The organism is Flavobacterium weaverense, from assembly GCF_003688495.1.
GTDB lineage: Bacteria > Bacteroidota > Bacteroidia > Flavobacteriales > Flavobacteriaceae > Flavobacterium > Flavobacterium weaverense.
The window spans coordinates 692,593-713,037 of sequence record NZ_REFH01000009.1; the positions used below are offsets into that span (position 1 = coordinate 692,593).

General features: G+C 33.5%; 17 protein-coding genes. 15 read left to right on the forward strand and 2 right to left on the reverse strand.

All coding sequences use genetic code 11. The annotated features are described in order from the left end of the window. The first annotated feature begins 98 nt into the window (after window positions 1-98). From trmD to uvrB, 9 genes are all read left to right on the forward strand, one after another. Entirely contained in the window at window positions 99-773 is a 675-nt protein-coding gene (gene trmD / locus BC961_RS09720; protein ID WP_121925643.1) for a tRNA (guanosine(37)-N1)-methyltransferase TrmD, read from the forward strand. Between the two features lie 231 nt (window positions 774-1,004). Continuing rightward, window positions 1,005-1,355, forward strand: a complete 351-nt coding sequence (rplS, locus tag BC961_RS09725; protein WP_121925644.1) for a 50S ribosomal protein L19 — start codon at window positions 1,005-1,007, stop codon at window positions 1,353-1,355. 341 nt (window positions 1,356-1,696) lie between these two features. After that, window positions 1,697-2,920 carry an isocitrate dehydrogenase (NADP(+)) gene (locus tag BC961_RS09730; protein ID WP_121925645.1) on the forward strand — a complete coding sequence of 408 codons (1,224 nt, stop codon included), beginning with the start codon at window positions 1,697-1,699 and terminating at the stop codon, window positions 2,918-2,920. A gap of 132 nt (window positions 2,921-3,052) precedes the next feature. After that, window positions 3,053-5,434 carry a TonB-dependent receptor gene (locus tag BC961_RS09735; RefSeq protein WP_121925646.1) on the forward strand — a complete coding sequence of 794 codons (2,382 nt, stop codon included), beginning with the start codon at window positions 3,053-3,055 and terminating at the stop codon, window positions 5,432-5,434. Between the two features lie 5 nt (window positions 5,435-5,439). Next, window positions 5,440-6,261, forward strand: a complete 822-nt coding sequence (locus BC961_RS09740) for a DUF4249 domain-containing protein (protein ID WP_121925647.1) — start codon at window positions 5,440-5,442, stop codon at window positions 6,259-6,261. A gap of 236 nt (window positions 6,262-6,497) precedes the next feature. After that, window positions 6,498-7,160, forward strand: a complete 663-nt coding sequence (locus tag BC961_RS09745; protein WP_121925648.1) for a thiamine diphosphokinase — start codon at window positions 6,498-6,500, stop codon at window positions 7,158-7,160. 74 nt (window positions 7,161-7,234) lie between these two features. Next, window positions 7,235-8,194, forward strand: a complete 960-nt coding sequence (gene rlmF, locus BC961_RS09750) for a 23S rRNA (adenine(1618)-N(6))-methyltransferase RlmF (protein WP_121925649.1) — start codon at window positions 7,235-7,237, stop codon at window positions 8,192-8,194. A 212-nt stretch (window positions 8,195-8,406) separates the two neighbouring features. Continuing rightward, window positions 8,407-11,442 (forward strand): TonB-dependent receptor, encoded by a 3,036-nt coding sequence (locus tag BC961_RS09755; RefSeq protein WP_121925650.1) that lies wholly within the window; start codon window positions 8,407-8,409, stop codon window positions 11,440-11,442. Between the two features lie 125 nt (window positions 11,443-11,567). Next, complete coding sequence (uvrB, locus tag BC961_RS09760; RefSeq protein ID WP_121925651.1) at window positions 11,568-13,559, forward strand: excinuclease ABC subunit UvrB; 1,992 nt, start codon at window positions 11,568-11,570, stop codon at window positions 13,557-13,559. On the opposite strand, the gene BC961_RS09765 is transcribed toward uvrB, so the two are convergent. Continuing rightward, window positions 13,556-13,957 (reverse strand): excinuclease ABC subunit B, encoded by a 402-nt coding sequence (locus tag BC961_RS09765; protein WP_121925652.1) that lies wholly within the window; start codon window positions 13,955-13,957, stop codon window positions 13,556-13,558. The two genes, uvrB and BC961_RS09765, sit on opposite strands and share 4 nt — an antisense overlap. Window positions 13,958-14,137: 180 nt before the next feature. Between BC961_RS09765 and BC961_RS09770 the strand changes: the two genes are divergently transcribed. The 6 genes from BC961_RS09770 (at window position 14,138) to BC961_RS09795 (ending at window position 18,687) form a co-directional block, all read left to right on the forward strand. Continuing rightward, window positions 14,138-15,148, forward strand: coding sequence for a dipeptide epimerase (locus BC961_RS09770; RefSeq protein ID WP_121925653.1), 1,011 nt, complete (start codon window positions 14,138-14,140; stop codon window positions 15,146-15,148). 7 nt (window positions 15,149-15,155) lie between these two features. Next, complete coding sequence (locus BC961_RS09775; RefSeq protein WP_121925654.1) at window positions 15,156-16,187, forward strand: aminotransferase class I/II-fold pyridoxal phosphate-dependent enzyme; 1,032 nt, start codon at window positions 15,156-15,158, stop codon at window positions 16,185-16,187. A gap of 56 nt (window positions 16,188-16,243) precedes the next feature. After that, window positions 16,244-16,711 carry a DUF1456 family protein gene (locus BC961_RS09780; protein ID WP_121925655.1) on the forward strand — a complete coding sequence of 156 codons (468 nt, stop codon included), beginning with the start codon at window positions 16,244-16,246 and terminating at the stop codon, window positions 16,709-16,711. Window positions 16,712-16,713: 2 nt separating this feature from the next. Continuing rightward, window positions 16,714-17,370, forward strand: coding sequence for a Rossmann-fold NAD(P)-binding domain-containing protein (locus BC961_RS09785; protein ID WP_121925656.1), 657 nt, complete (start codon window positions 16,714-16,716; stop codon window positions 17,368-17,370). A 71-nt stretch (window positions 17,371-17,441) separates the two neighbouring features. Continuing rightward, window positions 17,442-18,134, forward strand: a complete 693-nt coding sequence (locus BC961_RS09790) for an endonuclease/exonuclease/phosphatase family protein (RefSeq protein WP_121925657.1) — start codon at window positions 17,442-17,444, stop codon at window positions 18,132-18,134. 31 nt (window positions 18,135-18,165) lie between these two features. Continuing rightward, on the forward strand, window positions 18,166-18,687 hold the full coding sequence (locus BC961_RS09795; protein WP_121925658.1) for a hypothetical protein: 522 nt from the start codon (window positions 18,166-18,168) through the stop codon (window positions 18,685-18,687). An 8-nt stretch (window positions 18,688-18,695) separates the two neighbouring features. Here BC961_RS09795 and BC961_RS09800 read toward each other — a convergent pair whose 3' ends face one another. Further along, entirely contained in the window at window positions 18,696-20,261 is a 1,566-nt protein-coding gene (locus tag BC961_RS09800; protein WP_121925659.1) for a protein adenylyltransferase SelO, read from the reverse strand. Between the last annotated feature and the right edge of the window lie 184 nt (window positions 20,262-20,445).

Sequence of the window (20,445 nt, forward strand, 5' to 3'; positions counted from 1 at the left end):
CCAACTTTGATGATATGAATAAATAGAGAGAAAATACAGCGTAAGCTGCCGAAAAAAAACGTTGTACCTTTACACTTTCAAAACTTACATCTGAATTTATGCGTATTGATATTGTTACTGTTTTACCAGAATTATTAAGAAGTCCATTTGAAGCTTCTATTATGAAACGCGCTATCGAAAAAGGGATAGTAGAAGTTCACTTTCATAATTTACGGGATTACACTACTAACAGACAAAAGAGTGTCGATGACTATCCTTATGGTGGTGGTGCAGGAATGGTTATGACTGTCCAGCCCATAGACGCTTGTATAACACATTTAAAAAGTGAAAGAGAATACGACGAAATTATTTATATGTCTCCTGATGGTGAAACTTTAAACCAAAAGATGGCAAACACCATGTCAATGTATGAGAATATTATTATTTTATGTGGACATTATAAAGGAGTAGATCAACGCGTGAGAGACCATTTTATTACTAAGGAAATATCTATTGGTGATTACGTTTTGTCTGGTGGAGAATTAGGTGCGTTAGTATTATCTGATGCTTTGATACGTTTGATACCAGGAGTCTTAAGTGATGAAACCTCGGCATTGACTGATAGTTTTCAGGATGGATTATTATCTGGCCCTATTTATACAAGACCGGCGGATTATAAAGGATGGAAAGTTCCAGAAGTATTAACAAGTGGTAATTTTGCAAAAATTGACAAGTGGCGAGAAGATGCTGCGTACGAACATACTAAAAACAGAAGACCTGATTTGTTAGAATAATATTCAGTATTTGTGAAGCTTTGTTAATATCAAATGAGGCAAAAAAATTGGAGTAATCGCTAGTTTTTATTTTAACTATTTCCCTCACTTATAGAAGGAAAATCCACTAGTAAAGACTAAAAATAAAACTTGTAAATCAAAACAATAGTTCTATATTTGCACCCGAATTCAGATTAACCTCTGGCGAGGTCCGCGAATGTTGATTTGATACAAACCATAATTAAAGATATCATGGCAGATTTAATGAAATTCGTTCAAAGCGAATTAGTAGCTAAAAAAGATTTCCCTGTTTTTGCAGCTGGAGATACTATTACTGTTTACTACGAAATTAGAGAGGGTGAAAAAACAAGAACACAGTTTTTCAAAGGTGTTGTAATTCAAAGAAGAGGTTCTGCTAATACAGAAACTTTTACTATTCGTAAAATGTCAGGTGCTATTGGAGTTGAGCGTATCTTCCCAGTAAACTTACCAGCTTTACAAAAAGTTGAAATCAACAAAAAAGGTGCAGTTCGTAGAGCTAGAATTTTCTACTTTAGAGAACTTACTGGTAAAAAAGCTAAAATTAAAGACAAAAGAAGATAGTTTACTGTCTCTTTACTATAAGAAATCCTCAACAATGTTGGGGATTTTTTTTGCTTAAAAATTAACCTCAGGACAGAGAATTATACATAATAAAGACAAAAGAATAGTCTAGCTAGACTTTGACCATTAAATTCCGTACAACATTAAATTCTGATAATCCATTATTACTATTTAACGGCAGTTAACTTTCGCATATTCTTGATTTGATAGTCTCAAAATACGTTTTCGATAATTCAATTTACGTTACTAAAAACTTACTGAAAACGCATTTTCTTTTACGATATCGTTTTATTACCTTTGCAGTTAAGATTGAAAATAAGAATTATATATAGCAATACATTATGACAAAAATTAAAGTAGCCAATCCAGTCGTTGAATTGGATGGAGATGAAATGACGCGAATTATTTGGTCTTTTATTAAAGAAAAATTAATTCTTCCTTATTTAGACTTAGATATTAAATATTACGATTTAGGAATGGAAAGCAGAGATGCTACAAATGACCAAATCACAATTGATTCTGCTGAAGCGATAAAAAAATACAATGTTGGTATTAAGTGTGCTACCATTACGCCTGATGAAGATCGCGTAAAAGAATTTGGATTAAAAAAAATGTGGAAATCTCCAAACGGAACAATTCGTAACATTGTAGGTGGAACTGTTTTCCGCGAGCCAATTATTATGAAAAATGTTCCTCGTTACGTACAAGGATGGACACAACCAATCGTTATTGGTCGTCACGCTTTTGGAGATCAATACAAAGCTACTGATACTGTTATAAAAGGAAAAGGAAAGTTAACTATGACTTTCGTTCCCGAAGAAGGAGAAACTCAAACATGGGAAGTTTACGATTATAAAGGAGATGGTGTTGCAATGGCAATGTACAATACTGATGAGAGTATCTTCGGTTTTGCACATTCTTCATTCCAAATGGCATTAACAAAAAAATGGCCTTTATACCTTTCGACAAAAAATACAATTTTGAAGGCTTATGATGGTCGTTTCAAAGATATTTTTGAAGAAGTGTATCAAAAAAATTATAAAACTCAATTTGAAGAAGCTGGAATTACTTATGAGCACCGTCTAATCGATGACATGGTTGCTTCTGCAATGAAATGGAGTGGTGGTTTTGTATGGGCTTGTAAAAATTACGATGGTGATGTACAATCAGATACAGTTGCACAAGGATTTGGTTCTTTAGGACTTATGACTTCTGTACTAGTTACTCCTGATGGTAAAACTGTTGAAGCTGAAGCAGCTCACGGAACGGTAACAAGACACTACAGACAACACCAACAAGGAAAAGCTACTTCTACTAACCCAATTGCATCTATATTTGCTTGGACTAGAGGATTAGAGCATAGAGGTAAATTAGATGAAAATCAAGCATTAATTGATTTCTGTCATGCTCTAGAGCAAGTTTGTATTGATACTGTAGAAAGTGGAAAAATGACTAAAGATTTAGCTATGTTAGTTAAACCAGAAGGATTAACAGCTGCTGATTACTTAACTACAGAAGCATTCCTAGGAGCTATTAAAGAAAACCTAGATGCTAAATTAGCATAAATTTAGTTTTTACTATATGATTTAAGACAACTGGAAACAGTTGTCTTTTTTTTTACAAGTTGTAATACATTAACATTTGTTAAACAAGAATTAACCCGTTTTAGTTGAAATTTGCAATTCAAAATCCAGAAAATGAGTACTAAGAAAATTATAACACTTTTATTTCTAATCTTCTACGCTGCAACTTCGTCAGCGCAAGATAAATTCACACTTAGTGGAACCATAATGGACGCAAACACTAACGAGACATTAATAGGAGTAAATGTTGTTATTCCACAATTAAAAGTGGGCGTAACTACAAATGAATACGGATTTTATTCCATCACACTTCCACAAGGAATAAATATCGTTCAAATAAGCTCACTGGGTTATAAAATCATGGAGGAATCAATTGATTTAAACCAAAACAGTAAGAAGAACTTTATTCTATACAGTAATGAAACTGCTTTAAAAGAAGTAATTGTAAATAGTAATAAAACAACAATCGATATTAAAAAGCCAGAAATGAGTGTCAACAAGCTCTCTATTTCAGCCATTAAGAAGATGCCAGTTGTTTTAGGGGAAGTTGATGTGATCAAATCGCTGTTATTACTTCCCGGAGTTACAAATGCTGGAGAAGGCGCTTCAGGTTTTAATGTTCGTGGTGGTGGAGCAGATCAAAACTTAATATTGTTAGACGAGGCAACAATATTTAATTCATCTCACGTTTTTGGTTTTTTCTCCGTTTTCAATCCCGATGCAATAAAGGACTTAAAATTATACAAAGGTGGAATTCCAGCCCGTTACGGCGGAAGAGCTTCTTCTGTTTTGGATATCTATCAAAAAGACGGAAGTAGCAAAGGATTTCACGTCAACGGAGGTATCGGACTGATATCAAGTAGAATCTTGGCCGAAGGACCAATAGTAAAAGACAGAGGATCATTTCTTATTGGAGGAAGAAGTTCTTACGCTCATTTATTCCTAAAATTATCAGAGAAGCAAAAAGATAACGCTGCATACTTCTATGACTTAAATACAAAGCTCAGCTACAAGTTAAATGAAAACAACAACCTTTATTTATCTAGTTATTTTGGACGTGACGTCTTTTCATTAAATAAAAGCTTCACTAATATTTATGGCAACTCGACGTTAAATTTAAGATGGAATCATTTATTTTCAGACAAATTATTTTCAAATTTATCGCTAATCTATAGTGACTACTATTACGGATTAGATTTAGATTTTGTAGGTTTCAAGTGGGATTCTGGAATTAAAAACTACAACGTAAAATACGACTTCAAAAATTACATTTCAGATAAGTTCAAATTAAATTATGGTGCAAACGCAATTTATTACGAATTCAATCCAGGAACTATTAAACCATCTAATGCTGACTCTGGAATTAACTTTGATCAGCTAGATAAAAAATACGCATTTGAGCCTGCATTATATTTAAATGCTGATCATGATTTATCTAATAAAATTGCTGTTTCTTACGGTATTCGATATAGTCTTTTCTATCGTCTAGGGCAATCAACTGTAAATATTTACGAGAATAATAATCCCGTATTATTCGATTCTGATTTGCAGATTTATGAAAAAGCAACTCCAATAGGAACAAAGTATTACGGTAAAAATAAAACTATAAAAACGTACAGTAATTTTGAGCCTCGCTTTTCATTTGCATACCAAATTAATGACGATCAATCAATAAAGACAAGCTATAATAGGATGGTTCAGTATTTACAGCTGATCTCAAATACGTCATCTCCTACTCCACTTGATATATGGACTCCAAGTGATGAGTTTATAAAACCGCAAATTGCCGACCAAGTGGCTTTAGGTTATTTTAGAAATTTCAAGGATGGTGAATATTCCTTTGAAGTAGAAACGTATTATAAAGTAGTAAAAAACAGATTAGACTACATTGATGGTGCTAATTTAATAGCTAATAAAGCCATTGAGCAAATTATTTTAAATGGCCAACTCCGTTCATACGGACTTGAATTAATGTTAAGAAAAAATGAAGGTCGGTTAAACGGGTGGATATCTTATACTTTATCAAAATCAGAACAGCAAACTCCTGGTCGAACAGCTACTGAATCAGGAATTAATAACGGCGCTTGGTACAATTCAGTATATGATAAGCTGCACAACGTTGCAGTAACTAGCGCTTATAACTTAAATGATAAATGGTCCTTTGGAGCTAATTTTGCTTTACAAACAGGGCAACCTGCAACATTTCCCAACGGTCGTTATGAATATTTAGGTATTGTTGTTCCTAGCTATGGTTTAAGGAATGAAAACAGACTTCCCACGTATCATCATTTAGATATTTCGGCAACTTTGACACCAGAAAAAAACAAAGATAGAAACTGGAAAGGAGAATGGGTTTTCAGTATTTACAATTTATACAACCGCAAAAATGCTGCTTCTATAAATTTTAGACAAAATGTAGACTCTGGAAATAATGAAGCTGTTAAGACCTCTATTTTCGGTATCGTTCCAGCCGTTAGTTATAATTTCAAATTTTAATTATCATGAAAAAAATCATACTACTTTTAGTAATATTTATAAGCATTTTAACGACAAGCTGCGAAGATGTAATAGCAGTCGACCTGAATAACACTCCACCAAAGTTAGTCATTACGGCAGCTATAAATTGGAAAAAAGGAACTACTGGAAAGCAACAAAAAATTACTTTGTCAACCACAGCAGACTTTTACAACAAAGACATTCCAAAAGTATCACTAGCAACAGTTTACATAAAAAACAGTAGCAACATAACTTTTAACTTTGTAGAGTCGTCTGTTAAGGGAGAATATCTTTGTAATAATTTTATTCCCGTTGCAAACGAGACATATACCTTAACTGTGATTAGTGGCGGTAACACATACACAGCTACCGAAACTTTAAAAACCGTCGCATCAATAACAGAAGTAATTCAAAACGACAAGGGAGGTTTTACCGGTGATCAAGTAGAAATCAAAACTTTTTATCTTGATCCCGCCAACGAAACAAATTATTATCTCTATAAATATGCTTACTCTAATCAGGTTAAGTCCAATTTTTATGTAGACTATGATGAATTTTTCAATGGCAATAAATTCTTCAGTATTTCTCAAAATGACGAGCTTAAAAAAGGAGATAAGATCGAAGTAACACATTACGGAATTTCAAAATCGTATTTTAATTACATGAATATTCTAGTAACAATCTCCAGCAATAGCGGCGGCAGCCCTTTTCAATCACCTCCAGCTACGGTGCGAGGAAACATAATTAATACTACAAATGCTTTAGAATATCCCTTGGGCTATTTTTCGTTAAGCGAAGTAGACACTAGAATTTATATCGTCGAATAATAGTTGCTTTTTTAGGAGCTAATTCCAGCTTTGCATTACAAGTTCTTTATTGAAAAAACTTTTCTAATGCTCTTTCAAGAGCTCCTTACAGTTGCTTTGAAACAACAAGAAAAATAATTTTTCACAGCGAGAAGCTTTCCATTTCAATCTGGGCTACAACGCGAAAACGTTCAGTATTTGATATATTTTTAAGTAACTTTACAACATCAAATTACAACTTAAAATCTAAAACCTGCATGTCTTCACATCATATTGTACGCGACGACCAAGAGCCCGCTTTAATTATCGCAAATGGTGCATCCTGCGACCCTGAACTTTTAGGACAATTATTAGAATGGTCGCCTCTAGTTATCGTCTTGGATTCAGCAATGGAAAGAGTAATGGAACTAGGTATTAAAGTGGATGTATTACTAGGAGATTTTGATAGAGGTTTCGATCCCCACCAATATAAAACTTCCCAATACCCTATCGAAATAATTCATACTCCAGATCAAGATAAAACTGATTTAGAAAAAGCATTTGATTATTTAATTGGTAGAAAAATTCCAGCTGTAAACGTTGTTTGGGCAACAGGAAAAAGAACAGATCATACCATTACTAACATTACTAATATTGCAAGATACAGAGACACATTAAAAATTGTAATTTTAGATGATCATTCAAAAGTTTTTTTACTGCCTAAAAAATTTGAAAAATGGTATACAGCAAATACACCCATATCATTAATACCAATAGGCGACGTAACTGGAATTCATTCTGATAATTTGTTTTATCCGTTACAGGATGATAGCTTGAAAATAGGATATAGAACGGGAAGTAGCAACCGTGTTCTTGAAGATGGTATTGTGAAAATCAGACATGATAAAGGCGATTTATTGATGATGGAGTGTATCGATTAATGCTCGTACTCAATTAGTAAATTCTTGTATTTTGATAAAAAGAGAATACCTATCTTTACATCGAAATACAGAAAATGAAAGCGAAAATAAATACCGAAAAGACAAATTTGCATCCAAGAAATCAAGATAGATTTGGATATAATTTCGAACAATTAGTCCAAAAATCTCCAGAATTAAAAGAATTTGTTTCCATCAACGAGCATGAAATAGAAACGATTGACTTTAGTAATCCTGACGCTGTAAAAGCGCTTAACAAAGCTTTACTAATCGATCATTATGATATTCAAGATTGGGATATTCCTAAAAATTATCTCTGCCCACCAATTCCAGGAAGAGCTGATTATATTCATTACATCGCTGACTTACTAGCAACTTCTAACAATGGAATAATTCCTGAAGGCGATATCGTACAAGGACTAGATGTTGGTGTTGGCGCAAACTGTATTTATCCCATTATTGGAAATTCAGCGTATGGCTGGAGTTTTGTAGGAACTGATATTGATGAAAATGCAATACAGAATTGTAAAAAAATCATAGCATCAAACCCAAAACTAATGGACACGATAAGTCTCCAACTCCAAACAGAAGCGCGTTTTATATTCAAAAATATAATTACTCCAGAAGATCGCTTTGCATTTACAATATGTAATCCACCATTTCATTCTTCTCAAGAGGAAGCTACAAAAAGTTCATTACGCAAAGTAAATAATTTACAATCTAAAGATGCTGCAGAAAGGAGTACAAAACCAATTCTAAATTTTGGTGGGCACAATTCTGAACTTTGGTGCGATGGTGGTGAGCTAGCCTTCATAACTCAAATGGCCTATGAAAGTGCTAAATATCCTTTGCAATGTTTATGGTTTACGACTTTAGTTTCTAAAAAAGATAATCTTTCTAGTATTTATAAAACACTTAATAAAATTAGTGCGGCAGAAATTAAAACGATCGACATGGCTCAAGGCCAAAAAACTAGTAGAATTGTCGCTTGGACATTCATGAGCGCCAATCAACAAAAACAATGGAAATTCGTTTAGAAAACACCCATCATTCCTTTTACAGTCATTTTTTCACTAATAATGAATAATGTAATTATCATATTATTGATTAAAAAACGATTAATTGCGATTATGTGAAAACGCAGACAGAAAAGGAATAATTTAATATTTAACAAATGTTCTGATAATAAAAGGATAATTTAACGTTATTTAAGTAGTATTTTAGCACTCAAAACCTTAAATAACTAACAATGAAAAAACTTTTATTTATTCTAACCTTAATTTTCTCAGTGGGATTGACCGCTCAGGAAATTAAAATTTCGGGAGTTGTTACCGATGAGTCCAAATCAACCTTGCCCGGAACAACAATAGTTGTAAGAGGAACCAAAAAAGGTACCACTTCAGATGGTGATGGAAAGTATACAATTACTGCAAAAAAAGGAGATGTTATACAATTTTCATACGTGGGATTAGAGACTAAATCAGTAACAGTTACTGGATCTACTTTAAACGTAACCTTAATGGGTACGGGCGAATCACTTCAAGATGTCGTTGTAATAGGTTCGCGTAATCCTACTCGAACAATAACAGAGTCTGCAGTTCCTATTGACGTAATTTCTATGAAAGAAATTGCATCACAAGGTCCACAAGTTAACTTAAACCAGATTTTAAACATGGTTGCACCGTCGTTTACATCTAATACTACAACGGTAGCTGACGGAACAGACCACATCGATCCAGCTCAATTAAGAGGATTAGGACCAGATCAGGTATTAGTATTAGTTAACGGTAAAAGAAGACATACTTCTGCACTTGTGAATATTAATGGATCTCCAGGTAGAGGATCTGTGGGTACAGATTTAAATGCTATTCCAGCTTTTGCTATTGATAAAATCGAAGTATTAAGAGATGGTGCTTCTGCACAATATGGTTCTGATGCTATTGCAGGTGTTATCAATATTAATGTAAAGAAAAACACAAACAAGTTAGACGTTAATCTTTTTGGAGGAGGAAATTTTTCTAAAAATGCTAACGATCATTCAGGTGGAGTTGACGGAGGAAATTACCAATTAGATTTAAACTACGGAACTGGTCTTGGAAAAGAAAAAAGTTTCATTAATGCGACTGCGAGCTTTCAATTGAGAGATGCAACAAGTAGAGCAAAAGATGTAACTGGTACATTATATAACGCTTACAACGCAGTAGAAGATAGAGCTGCAGCTGCAGGAACAAATATTAACGCACTTTTTGGAAACATCACTAACACTCCAAATACATTACAAATTCTATCTGCCATTAAAACGTATGCTCCGGCGGTAGGCTACTTTACACCGGGACAACAAACGGCAATTCTTGGCGCTACTACTATTGCGCAAATGCAAACAGCACTAAACTTTGATGCAACAGCTGGAGAATTAGCGTATAGAAATTTAGAAAGAAAAGATTTTAACATGAAAGTGGGACAATCAGCGGTGAAAAGCGCTCAATTCTTTTTAAATGCTGCTTACCCTATTAACGATAAATTAGAAGCATATGCTTTTGGTGGAACGAGTTATAGAGATGGTGAAGCTGCAGGATTTTATAGAAGACCGAATCAATCTAGGGGTTATTCTGGATTGTATCCAAATGGTTTTTTACCAGAAATCCATACTGAAATTAACGATGTATCAATTGCTGCAGGTCTTAGAGGAATGCTATTTGAAAACTGGAATTTTGATTTGAGTAACACTTACGGTAGAAATGCTCTCGATTATTCAATTGAAAATACTGTCAATTCTTCAATGAGAGAAAGTTCTCCAACGGTATTTGACGCAGGTGGATTGGCTTTCGCCCAAAACACATTAAATTTTGATATTAACAGAAAGATCGATAAGCTAAATATTGCTTTTGGAGCAGAGTATCGCAACGAAAATTTTAAAATTAATGAAGGCGTGCCAGATTCGTATAATTTATATGACATCAATGGTGGAATAGTAACAGGTACAACTGCAAACAATATTAAGGTTACTGATTTTTTCAATGCAGCAAGACCAGGAGGAGCTCAAGTTTTTCCAGGATTTAGGCCTTCAAATGCTATTGATAAAAGCCGTAATAGTTTTGCACTATATACAGACCTAGAGTATGACGTTACCGAAAAATGGTTAGTTAATGGAGCACTACGTTTTGAAAACTATTCTGATTTTGGAAACACAACAAACTTCAAAGTAGCAACTCGTTACAAGTTGACTGAAAACGTTAATTTACGTGGAGCTGTTTCAACTGGATTTAGAGCACCATCGTTACACCAAATCTATTTCAACTCGACAGCTACGCAATTCGTAGGTGGTGTACCGTTTGAAGTAGGAACTTTTAGTAACGACTCTCAACCTGCACAAGCATTAGGAATTCCTAAGTTGAAGCAAGAAGAATCTAAAAGTGCTAGTATTGGTTTTACCGCTAAAATTCCAACAGCAAATCTTACTTTAACAGCTGATGCTTATGTTGTACAAATTGACGACAGAGTTGTTTTAACTGATCAATTTGCTCGTCCAGCAGGAACATTTGCTGCAGGAACACCGCAAAGAGATCTTCAACTTCAGTTTGACGCTGCCGGAGCGACTGCTGCTACATTTTTTGCAAATGCAATTAATACAGAGTCAAAAGGAATTGATATCGTGATAAGTCATAAAACAAGTTTTGGAAATAATATTTCTTTAAAATCAGATTTATCAGCTACTTTTTCTGAAACATATAGAGTTGGAGCTATCAAAGGTTCTCCAACATTAGTTGCGAATGGTCAAGTAAACAGATATTACTCTGAAGCTAGTAGAGTGTATTTGCAAGAAGCAATTCCTAGAGTTAAAGCTAATTTGTCTAACTCACTTTCATATAAAAAATTCGATTTCTTTTTAAGAAACGTTTATTTTGGAAAAGTAACAGATCCAAACACAGCTGATGCTAACGGAGATGGAAGAGTTGAAGGAGCTCTTGTAAACGGTCAAGTAGTTGAAGTAGAACACCCACTATGGGGAGCGAAAATAATTACTGATTTATCTGTAGGTTTTAAACTTACTGAAGCTGCTAAAATTGTTATTGGAGCTAATAACCTTTTTGATATTTACCCAGATGAAAATCTTGGACCACAAAATGCTATTAAGCCAAGATTAGTTAGTGGAGCTGTTGACTATAATGCTGCTCCATCTGCAATTGATTTATCGAATGCAAATCAATTTGTATATTCAAGAAACACATCTCAATTTGGCATGAACGGAAGATTCCTTTTTGCTAGATTAAGCTTTAGTTTCTAAACTAATTTTATAGATTATTAAAACCATCATGCATAGCATGGTGGTTTTTTTTTGGCTTAAACTTAAGTATAAAAATAATTCAAACTTTGTACCTTTGCATCTCTAAATCTTTGCCCCTTAATTAAATGAATTTCCAAGTAGTATCCGATTATCAGCCAAAAGGCGACCAACCGCAAGCAATTGAAAAATTAGCTCAAGGAATTATTGATGGTGATAAATTTCAGACACTTTTAGGCGTTACAGGTTCTGGAAAAACCTTTACGGTTGCTAACGTTATTCAAGAAGTACAACGACCAACTTTAGTTTTAGCACACAACAAAACTTTGGCTGCACAATTGTATTCAGAATTCAAGCAGTTCTTCCCTAATAATGCAGTAGAATATTTTGTGTCCTACTACGATTATTATCAACCAGAAGCCTTCATGCCTGTAACAGGAGTTTTTATTGAAAAGGATTTATCTATTAATGAAGAACTAGAAAAAATGAGAATGTCTACTACGGCTTCCTTGCTTTCTGGACGTAGAGATATTTTAGTGGTGGCTTCTGTGTCGTGTTTATACGGTATTGGGAATCCTATAGAATTTCAGAAAAATTTAATTCCTATTGAAAAAGGGCAAATAATTTCTAGAACAAAATTACTACATCAATTAGTTCAAAGTTTATATTCGAGAACAGAAGCCGACTTTAATCCGGGAAGTTTTCGAATAAAAGGAGACACCGTAGATGTGTATCCAAGTTATGCTGATGAAGCATATCGCATTCACTTTTTTGGAGATGAAATTGAAGAAATAGAAAGTTTTGATTCTAAAGATTCTAAAGTACTTGAGAAATTTGAAAGATTAACGATTTATCCCGCTAATATGTTTGTGACATCACCAGATGTACTGCAAGGCGCTATTTGGGAAATTCAGCAAGACTTAGTGAAACAAGTTGATTATTTTAAAGAAATAGGAAAACATTTAGAAGCAAAGAGACTAGAGGAGCGGACTAATTTTGATTTAGAAATGATTCGGGAATTAGGTTACTGTTCAGGGATTGAGAACTATTCTCGTTATCTAGACGGCCGTTTACCCGGAACTAGACCTTTCTGTTTGCTAGATTATTTTCCTAAAGACTATTTAATGGTAGTCGATGAAAGCCACGTTACACTTTCACAAGTGAGCGCAATGTATGGTGGAGATAGAAGCAGAAAAGAAAATTTAGTTGAATATGGCTTCCGACTTCCTGCAGCGATGGACAACCGTCCGTTGAAGTTTGAAGAATTTGAAGCAATGCAAAATCAAGTGATTTATGTTTCAGCAACTCCTGCTGATTATGAGTTAGAAAAAACGGAAGGTGTTGTTGTGGAACAAGTAATTCGTCCAACGGGATTATTAGATCCAATCATTGAAATTCGCCCAAGCTTAAATCAAATTGACGACCTAATTGAAGAAATACAAGTTAGAGCTGAAATAGACGAGCGCGTTTTAGTAACCACTTTGACAAAAAGAATGGCAGAAGAGTTGGCTAAATATTTGACTAAAGTTAATATACGCTGTCGTTATATTCACTCTGAAGTGGATACACTAGAGAGAATAGAAATTATGCAAGATTTGCGTAAAGGAATATTTGATGTGTTGATTGGAGTCAATTTGCTTCGTGAAGGACTGGATTTACCTGAGGTTTCACTTGTTGCAATTTTAGATGCAGATAAAGAAGGTTTTTTACGAAGCCATCGATCGCTTACGCAAACAATTGGTCGTGCAGCGAGAAATTTAAACGGAAAAGCAATCATGTATGCAGATAAAATTACTAAAAGCATGCAAAAAACGATTGATGAAACCGACTACAGAAGAACAAAACAAATTAACTACAATACGGAACATAATTTAGTTCCGATGGCGCTTAATAAGAAAATAGAAAGTGCTTTTACTAAAAATCCATTAGTTGATTATGAATTAGGTTTAACGCTAGACAGCGCTGCAGAACCGGATACGGCTTACATGCCAAGACCTGAACTCGAAAAGCTAATTAGAGAAAAACGGAAATCAATGGAGAAAGCTGCAAAAGAATTAGACTTTTTACAAGCTGCAAAACTACGCGATGACATTAAAAAATTACAAGGCCAATTAACTTAATTGTGCTGTTCCTGAAATATACTTAATAAAATTTTAGGATCTATAATCGCATTTGGAGCCTCGTACATCAATTTCAAAACACGTTTTGTCGCTATTGGACTAAGACCCATTTCAAGCGCAATTTGTTGGATTGCAATAGCTTCGTTTTTATGCAAAACTCCATCGCAATACATTAATAAGGCAAGTCGGTAAAACTGTTGTATTCTCTGAAACTCTGATTTTATAGGTAGTGAAGGTAATTCCTGATGAAAGAAATCTTTAAAAATTTCGCTATCAAAATTAAGTTCCTTTGCCACAATTTCAAGAAATTCAAATTCCCTTTTGTGTAAATGTCCATCAACAGTAGAAAAGGCGATCATTTCTAAAAGTAAACTTCTTTTTTCTTCAAATGAATTCATTGCATTATATTTTTAGCTAAAATATCATTTTAATATCATAATAGAAAACGTTAGTATTGAAATCCTAATTCTGAACGTGAAGTACCGACTACTAATAATTTAAATTCTTAACAAAAAGAACACAATTAAACACTTTATTAACAATAAATCATTAATTTTAATCTTTAAATTTAGAATCAAATGAAACTAATCCTTAGAGAATACAACCTCAAATTAAAACATACGTTTACAATTTCAAGAGAATCAATTGACTTCCAGCCCTCTTTGATTGTCGAACTTCAAGAAGACGGTTTTTCAGGTTTTGGTGAAGCCACTTCGAACCCATACTATAAAACTACTGTTCCAGTAATGATGCAGGATTTGGAAAAAATTCGCACACTAATAGAAAGTACAGTAAATGAAACACCAGAAGACTTTTGGTCAAAAATTCATCCACATTTAAAACATGATATGTTTGCGCTCTGCGCACTAGATATGGCGTATAATGATTTATATGCTCGTCAAAAAGGAAAAAAATTATATGAACTATGGAATTATACAACCGAAACAAATCCATTGACAGACTACACTATTGGAATTGCTTCAATTGAAAAAATGGTTGAAAAAATGGAAGAACTTCCATGGCCTATTTATAAAATCAAATTAGGAACAAAAGAAGATATTGCAATTGTCACGGAGCTAAGAAAGCGTACCAATGCAATTTTTAGAATCGATGCTAATTGTGGTTGGGGTGTTGAAGAGACTATTAATAATGCTGTAGCTTTAAAAAAATTAGGAGTTGAGTTCCTAGAACAACCTTTAAAAGCAGATAATTGGGATGGACATAAAGAAGTTTTTAAACATTCAGTTTTGCCAATAATTGCAGATGAGAGTTGCATCATTGAAGAAGATGTAGCAAAATGTCACAATCACTTTCACGGGGTAAATGTAAAATTGGTAAAGTGTGGAGGATTGACGCCTGGAAGACGAATGATTCAAGAAGCTAAGAAATTAGGTCTTAAAACAATGGTAGGTTGCATGACAGAATCTACAATAGGAATATCAGCAATTGCGCAACTGTTGCCCCAATTAGATTACGTTGATATGGATGGAGCTTTACTACTTGCGAAAGACATTGCCACAGGAGTAACAATAGATTTTGGAAAAATTAGGTATTCTGAACTCAATGGAACCGGTGTGACACTAATTTAATTGAAGAATGAAAGTCGACCAATTTCCCGATCGAACAATAGAAATTAATGGTGAAGAATACCTGTATTTTGGAGGAACAGCCTACTTAGGTTTACCTACAAATCATGAATTTCAACAGCTACTTATAAAGAATATTTTAAAATGGGGTACAGCCTACGGCAGTTCCAGAAATGCAAATATTAAATTATCAGCTTATGATAATGCCGAAAAATTTTTAGCGAATTTTATTAATTCAGAATCAGCAGTAACAGTTTCTTCAGGAATGCTTGCAGGAAAGTTAGTTGTGGAGGCTTTAGAAGAACAAACGGATTGTTTTTTTCACTTTCCAAACACCCACACTGCTTTAAAGCATTCGTTTAGCCTTCCATTCTTTGTTGGACTCGAATTAAATCCACGTTTACTTGATGCTAAAATTGAGAGGATCACGATTTTAGCAGATTCGGTGCCTTCTTTTTGTACTACAGCCACTGACTTTACAATTCTTAACTCGATTCCATCGAATAAAGAAATTACTTTAGTTATTGATGAGTCACACTCTTTGGGAATTTTAGGTACAAACGGTTGCGGAATATATGCTACAACTCTACTGCCAAAATGTAAGAGAAAAATAATGATTGCATCCTTAGGAAAAGCATGGGGATTAACTGGAGGTGTAATTGCAAGTGATGCTGCATTTATAAATAATATTAAAAATTTAAGTACATTTATTTCAAGTGCAGGACTGAATGCAGCTTTTGCACAAACAGTAGCTGACGCTGAAAATATTTATGTAGATCAGCACAAAAAAATGAAAGCAAATCTAGATTACATTCAATCTCATTTGGTGAAAAATAAAGCGGTTCACTTTGATAAAAATTATCCCCTACTCTATCCTGAAATAGAAGGGTTAAAAGAACTATTATTACGTCATAAAATAATCACAACTAATTTTAAATACGCAACTGGTATTTCCGATTTAAACAGAATTGTAATCACAGCTAACCACAGAGAGGCGGACCTAGATGCTATTATTAGCGTTTTAAACGCAAACCAATTGTGATTCAAATAAAGTGGTGTAATTGCATTTTAAACGTACATTTGTAAAAAATAAAAATGATGACTAACAACGATATCTTTAAAAAACTTCGCGTAGCTTTAATGTTGCGTGATGATCAAATAATTGAAATATTAGAATTGGTAGATTTTAGAATCACTAAATCAGAATTAGGTGCTTTCTTCAGAGATGAGAAACATGAAAATTATATGGAATGCGGTGACCAAGTGTTACGAAATTTCCTAAATGCTTTGGTAATTCATTTACGTGGAACGAAAGAAAATCCGAAAAATCCAAATGATGTTTTAGCAAAACATAAAGCTCAAATCCCTTCGAAGGAAGGATCGAAAGAGAGACCTGAATTTAAAGCAAAACCACGCGACGAAGAAAAGTCAAGAGGTGATGAAGCACCTTCTAAATCGCGACCAGCGACAAAAAGCACGAAAAAAAAGGAATATCCTAAAGGTAATTCCAAGCCGCAAGTAGTTGAGAAAGTAAAATTCAACTTTGGTAAAAATAAAAAATCATAAGTTTGAAAACGGCATTAGTTATAGGAAGTACAGGTTTAATAGGTTCACACCTCTTAAATATACTTTTAGAAAGTAAGGAGTATAGCAAAGTAATTGCTTTTACTAAAAGAGATTTAGGTATTAAGAATTCGAAATTAGTACAGCACATTATTTATTTTGATCAACCTGAAACCTATTCTCAATTAATAGTTGGCGATGATTTCTTTTGCACCATTGGTACAACCATCAAAAAAGCAGGAAGTCAGAAAGAGTTTCGAAAAGTAGATTTTGAGTATCCAAAACAGTTTGCTTCATTTGCATTGCAAAACAATGTCACTCAGTTTTTAATAATTTCATCTTTAGGTGCAAATGCAGGTTCTTCTAATTTTTATCTAAAAACGAAAGGTGAAATTCAAGAATATCTTAAAGCAACTGATTTCGAAACCGTAGCTGTTTTGCAACCATCGCTGCTGCTTGGTGATCGAACTGAATTTCGATTAGCAGAAAAAGTAGGTGGTTTTTTCATGAAAGTACTTTCATTTGTATTTTTTGGAAATTTAAAAAAATACAAACCTATTGAGGGTAAAACCGTCGCAAAAGCACTTTTTACAATTGCACAGAGAAGTAATGTAGGTTTTAAAATATATGAGTCAGATATGATTCAAGAAATCGGAAAATAATTGAATACCAAAATCCTGCTCTTAACGAGCGGGATTTTTTAGTTATATTTGGACAGAGTAAAAATCAACCAATGATAATAATTAATTGGAATTGTAACGGCGCCTTTCGAAAAAAATTTAAGTTTCTGGAACAGTTTGACGCTGACATTACAGTAATTCAAGAATGTGAAGACCCTAAAAGATCAAATGATATATTTTATAAAGAATGGGCAAAAAATTATATTTGGATTGGAGATAATAAAAATAGAGGGTTAGGGATATTCTGCAAAGAATCAGTAAATTTGTCTGATAATAATTGGGAAACGAACGGCCTTAAATATTTTATCTCGGCAAATATTAATGACAGCTTTAACATAATTGGTCTATGGAACCATCACGCAAATTCTCCCACATTTGGCTATATTGGGCAGTTTTGGAAATATATTCAAATTAATAAATTGATAATGACGAAATCTATAATCGTTGGAGATTTCAATAGTAATAAAATTTGGGATAAATGGGATCGATGGTGGAACCACAGCGACGTGGTTCGAGAGTTAGAAGAAATTGGAATTAGAAGCTTGTATCATGAATATTTTAATGAAGAGCAAGGTGAAGAAAAGTCTCCTAGTTTTTATTTACAGAAAAATACTGTAAAACATTATCACATTGATTATGTATTTGCAGATCGAGAAACTTTTAATTGTCCTAAATCTTTTAAAATAGGTACTGAATTAAACTGGTTGCATTTGAGTGACAACATGCCACTGATAGTAAAATTATAATTTAAAAGAGATATTAATCGAATTTAGTACAATGAAAACATTCCTAACGATTATCCTTTTGTCGACAACATCATTATTTTACGCACAAGCTATTAAAAGCAATGAAGCGGCTTATTTGCTTGATTCTAATTTAGTATCACAAATAACAATAAAGCATCTCATTTCTGACGATATAGAATCCGTAAATATCAAAAAGAATGACACGATAATAAATGATAAACATTTTTCAGGCGTAGTTAGCATCATTTCTAAAAACCCACATAAATTTGATTTTATAAATTTAGAACAAATCAAATCTGAATTTACAACTTTTAAAAAAAGTGATGTTGTCTTTATGATTAATGGGGAAATAATAAAAGATAATCTAAATTCCGTCCTACTAGATCGCAATTACATTTTAAAGGTTGAAGTTACAAATTCGCAAGATTTTTATAAATTAAGAGAAACTAGCACTAAACATGAAATCATTAATATTTTGGGTAGAACCAAAGAAAACTTAGACAACAAAAACAAAATTATATTGAAAGGCCACGAGTCGATTGGTATCAAATAAAATAGACGTTAAGAACTGCAACTTAACATTGATGATCCTACCTTATTACGTGCCCAATCAGGCCTTTTGGCAAACCATCTTTGAAAATCAGGTTGCTCATCATACGGGTTCTTAAGTATTTCGAATAATTCATTTAACAAAGAATAATCACCTTTCTCTGCATCGTCAATGCATAACTGCGAGATATAGTTTCGCAATACATATTTAGGATTTACAAGATTCATTTTTTCTTTACGTTCAAGATCAGTTGAGTTTTGTTCGTTAATTCTGAAACTATAAATTTCAAACCAATCATACCATTCCTTCAATATCACTTCATTTAAATCCTTTTCATTATAAAAAGCATCTTTGATTTTATCAAAAGCCAATACTGCTGAATCTTGCTTTGCAATGTTACTTAAATTTCTAAAGAAAATAGTCATGTCTGTCTCCGCTTTTTCAAGCAATTCAGTTAATCGATTCACTAAAAACAAATCATCATCGAGTTTGTTTTGCAAACCTAATTTATCTTGCATCATACTCAAATATTCCTTTTCATAATTAGAAGTGTACGCTTCTAAGATAGCTTCTAATGCCTTAGCATCTTCAATCAAGGGATAAAGAGCATTTGCCAATTGGTATAAATTCCAAAGCGCAATTTCAGGTTGGTTTCCAAAACGGTACCTTTTATGTTGTTTATCTGTAGTATTTGGTGTCCAGCCAGAATCATAATCTTCTAGCCATCCGTAAGGTCCGTAATCTATAGTTATACCATGAATTGACATGTTATCAGTATTCATAACTCCGTGAACGAAGCCAACACGTTGCCACTCTACAATCATTTTTAGAGTAGCTTGAGTAACCTGTTCAAAAAATCTTAAATATTTAGGAACACCATCTTCTTTAATATTGGGAAAATGGTTTTTGATTGTGAAATCAGTTAATAATTTAAGATTCACTACATCTTTTCGAGAAGCAAAAATCTCAAAACTACCAAAACGTATGAATGTAGGCGCCACTCTACTAACGATAGCTCCTTTCTCATAAGCTGGATTTCCATTATATAACACATCACGCAAAACTTGATCACCAGAAAGCATCAGTGATAGGGAACGCGTTGTAGGAACACCTATGTGAAACATCGCCTCTGCACATAAATACTCCCTAATTGATGATCGCAAAACTGCAAAACCATCTGCTGTTCTTGAATAGGGCGTTGGACCTGCTCCCTTTAGCTGCAACGTCAAAAATTTATCGTTATTAAGTACTTCAGTAAGATTTATGGCACGACCATCTCCTAATTGTCCAGCCCAATTTCCAAATTGATGTCCAGCATAGCACATGGCAAAGGGTTTAGTACCTGAATAAATTGTATTACCTGAAAAGACATTTAGAAAATCATCAGATAGTAAATCTTCTTTTGAAAGACCTATTTCTGCAGCTACTTCAAATGATGCGTGCATTAATGATGGCTTTGAAGGTTTTATAGGATCAACAAACGAAAAACATGCCTCATAAACTTGTCGAGGAACATTAGTTTCTAATGCATCAGCAGGCAGTTGGGAAGTGAAATTATTTTGAATATGTAGTTTCATTGCTTAAAATATTTGTGAACACGAAATATTTAATTCGAGTAGAATACAAAGATATTCGATACAAAAGAGATAACTCCTTTTTTACGATAACTTTATATGATGATTGAAACTTTTTTAATTATTTACCGAGATGGCAAAAAAAAATCCTGTTTACCGAAGCAAACAGGACTTAATAATATATAAC